The sequence below is a fragment of the Allobosea sp. CRIB-10 genome (assembly GCF_900112185.1).
Classification (GTDB): domain Bacteria; phylum Pseudomonadota; class Alphaproteobacteria; order Rhizobiales; family Beijerinckiaceae; genus Allobosea.
In genome coordinates this window covers 1-2,672 of the sequence record NZ_FOKP01000064.1, presented here as the reverse complement: position 1 = coordinate 2,672, position 2,672 = coordinate 1, and the positions used below count along the sequence as shown (strand labels likewise).

At 69.5% G+C, this 2,672-nt stretch carries 2 protein-coding genes; both read left to right on the top strand.

The features are described from left to right. Positions 1-241: 241 nt before the first annotated feature. Complete coding sequence (locus BMZ69_RS30875; protein ID WP_092163842.1) at positions 242-1,444, top strand: phage head morphogenesis protein; 1,203 nt, start codon at positions 242-244, stop codon at positions 1,442-1,444. Positions 1,445-1,603: 159 nt separating this feature from the next. Then, a complete protein-coding gene (locus tag BMZ69_RS30870; RefSeq protein WP_175507061.1) occupies positions 1,604-2,608 on the top strand; it encodes a phage protease in 1,005 nt (334 codons plus the stop codon). Positions 2,609-2,672: the final 64 nt, after the last annotated feature.

The following is a 2,672-nucleotide window of genomic DNA, read 5'->3' as shown; positions in this document are numbered from 1 at the left end:
GAGGAATTCCAGCAGGCGCTGGAGCGACTGGCCGCCGATCTTCCGGTCGGCGCGCTGGCCGAGCAGATCGCCAGCTTGAACATGATCGGCCGAGGGCGCGGCGATGCCGGGCTCGACTGATCGCCAGACCTGCCGCCGGACGGCCACAGGTGCTTCAAATCCGGTTTCAAAAGAATCTCCGGGGCGTTGCCGCCCTCGGCGCGGCGCGGCCGTCCTGAGCCTCCTGTGGGGCTCGGCCTAGATGGCGGTCGAAGACCTCTTCGCCACCGCCCCGAAACAGGTCGTCGACTATTTCGACCGGCGGCCGTCGCGGCCCTCGTTCCGCTGGGACGACATCGCGCCACGCGAACATGCGCTCGCCTTCACGGTGGCGCGGACGGCCGGCTTCGACGTGCTTGACGATATCCGCGCCGCCACGCGCAAGGCCGTGGTCGACCGCATCCCCTTCGCCGATTTCCGCGACCAGCTCGTCCCCGTTCTGAAGGCGAAGGGCTGGTGGGGCGAGAAGCGCGTCATCGACCCGCGTACCGGCGAGATCGCCAAGGTGCAGCTCGGCTCGCTGCGCCGGCTCGATCTGATCTACGACGCCAATATCCGCTCGGCCGAGGCCGCCGGCGACTGGGCGCGGATCCAGCGCGTCGCCGACGTGCTGCCTTACCTCGAATACCTGACCAGCACCTCGGAGCGAAAGCGCCCGCTGCATCTGTCCTGGGTTGGCACGACCTTGCTGGCCAGCGACAGCTGGTGGTCGACGCATTATCCGCCCAATGGCTGGCGCTGCAAATGCCGCGTCCGTTCCCGGGCCGTGCCGCGCGAGGGCGCGCAGCTCACCCGCCCGCCGCTCAACCTGCGACCCTGGACGAACGGCACGACCGGCGAGAGCCGGCTGGTGCCGGCCGGCATCGATCCCGGCTGGGACAACAACCCGGGCAGGGTCCGCGAGCAGATGGCCGGCCGCCGCCTGGTCGACCGGCTCGACGCCATGGGCAGCGAGGCCCGGCGCGAGGCGGTGACGCGGCTGCGCGCGGATCCCGTGTTTACCTACGTGGCCGAGAACGGCGCGCGCTTCGATTATCAACGCCGGCTCGATCCCGAGCAGGCCGGCGCCGGCCGTCTGCGCTGGCCGGCGGCCGTGGTCTCGCCGCAGCTCGCCAGCCGCCTCGGCACGCCGAGCCGGGTTGCGACGCTGTCCGTCGCCGACGCTGCCAAAATCCAGGCACAGCACCCGGAGGTCTCCGCCGGCTTCTGGCCGCGGCTTCAGGATATTCTCGACGGACCCGACGCAGTCGACATGAAGGGCGGGAAGATCGGTGTCTGGAAGCGCATCGACGACATCGCCTGGCGCGTCATCCTCAAGGTCAGCGGCGAGGGCGAGATCTTCGTCAACAGCGTCTATCGCGGCCGCGACAGGGCCTTGCGCAAAATTCTCGAAGAGGAGAGGTAGCGGTCGGGAGGTCGGCACCCCTCCTCGGCACAGGGCCGGGTATCCATGGCTCGACCGCGACCAGAATATAGCGCATGTTGAACGGCGTTTGAAGTCGCTCGCGACAGGTGACACGCGTCACCCTCTTTCGCGCTCCGCCGCCGCCGCATGGTGGCCGGCATGGACACCCGCACCGCCCTTTGCGATACGCTCCCCGCCGGCCTTTCCGCCGGCGGCATCGTATTCGCCGTCGAAATGGCGACGGCTCGGGACGGCTCGCGCACCCCGCCCGAATGGATCCAGCTGACGCCGCGCGGCCAGGTCACCGCCCGTGACGGCCGCCTGTTCAGGTTCGACCCGGAAAAGCTCGTCGCCGCCCATCAGGCCGGCGGCATCGATCTGCCTCTCGACTTCGACCACGAAACCGAGATGGCGATGTTCAGCGGCACCAAGCCCGCCCGCGGCTGGATCGTCGAGCTGCAGGCCCGCCCCGAAGGGTTGTTTGGCCGCGTCGATTGGCTGCCCGTCGCCGTCGAGGCACTTTCATCCCGCTCCTATCGCTACATCTCGCCCACCTTCTGGCGCGAGGAGGACGGCGTCACGGCCCGCTTGATGAAAGGCGCCGCCCTCGTGACCTCGCCGGCACTGTCGATGCCGGCCATCGCATCCGCTTCCAACGAGGACCATTCCATGGATCTGAAGGATCTGCTGGGCCTGCTCGGCCTGGCCGAAACCGCGACGGCCGCCGAGGCCTCGACCGCGATTGCCGCGCTGAAGACGCCGGACCCGGAGAGGTTCGTGGCGAAGGCGCAGCATGACGCCACGGTCGCGGCGCTGTCGGCCGCGCAGGCCGAGATCCAGGCCGGCAAGGATGCCGCGCAGCTCGCGAAATGCGAGGCGCTGATCGACGACGCGGTCAAGGGCGGCAAGGTCGCCCCGGCGGCGCGCGACCATTTCCTGTCGCTGGCAAAGGCCTCCTTCGACACGACGAAGACCGCGATCGACGCGATGCCGGTGCTGCTGAAGGCCGGCGAGAAATCCGCCGGCACCGTCGAGGACGGCGACGCCGCCGATCCCGTGAAGCTCGGCGCCCGTGCCCGCGCCTACATGGACGAGCAGGCGGCGAAGGGCATCACCATCAGCGCGGCCGATGCGGTCGCGCATATCCAGGGAGGCGCGGCGTGAACCGCAACGAATTCGGCCCGGTCAAGAATTTCACCGCCGCCGGCGCGATCAAGCCCCGCCGCGT